1 protein-coding gene is annotated in these 714 nt (G+C 62.3%); it reads left to right on the top strand.

The genetic code is table 11. The features are described from left to right. Positions 1 to 714: acyl-CoA dehydrogenase family protein (locus tag ACR0E6_RS22290; RefSeq protein WP_480587474.1), on the top strand; the 714-nt coding region annotated here is incomplete at both ends.

The following is a 714-nucleotide window of genomic DNA, read 5'->3' as shown; positions in this document are numbered from 1 at the left end:
CACCCGCCAGAGTTTGGCGGTATGGGACTGCCGCGTACGGTTGGCGCGGCGGCAGTCGAGATGCTTAACGCTGCCGACATGAGCTTTGGCCTGTGCCCATTGCTGACCGATGGTGCGATCGAGGCGCTGCTGCTCACGGGCTCGGACGCGCAGAAAGCCACCTATTTAGAGCCTTTAATTGCTGGACGCTGGTCGGGCACGATGAACCTGACCGAACCGCAGGCGGGCAGCGATCTGGGTCGCGTCTCGACCAAGGCGGTGCGGCGCGACGATGGCAGTTACGGCGTATCCGGCACCAAGATCTTCATCACATATGGCGCGCATGACTTGACCGAGAACATCATCCATCTGGTTCTGGCACGCACCCCTGACGCGCCCGCCGGACCGAAGGGGCTGAGCCTGTTCATCGTCCCGCAGAAGATGGTGGCAGAGGATGGCTCGGTCGGGGCCGAGAATTCGGTGAACTGTGTCAGCATCGAACACAAGCTGGGCGTACGCGCCAGCCCGACGGCGGTGCTGGAATACAAGGACGCCAAGGGCTTCCTGATCGGTGACGAAAACCGCGGGCTGGAATATATGTTCATCATGATGAACGCGGCGCGCTTTTCGGTCGGCGTTCAGGGCATCGCGACATCAGAACGCGCCTATCAGCGCGCCTTGGCTTATGCGCGGGACCGGGTCCAGAGCCGCCCCGTGAATGGTCAGGTCAAGGAC

Source organism: Ruegeria sp. AP12 (assembly GCF_056540025.1).
This window is presented reverse-complemented; position numbering and strand designations above follow the sequence as displayed.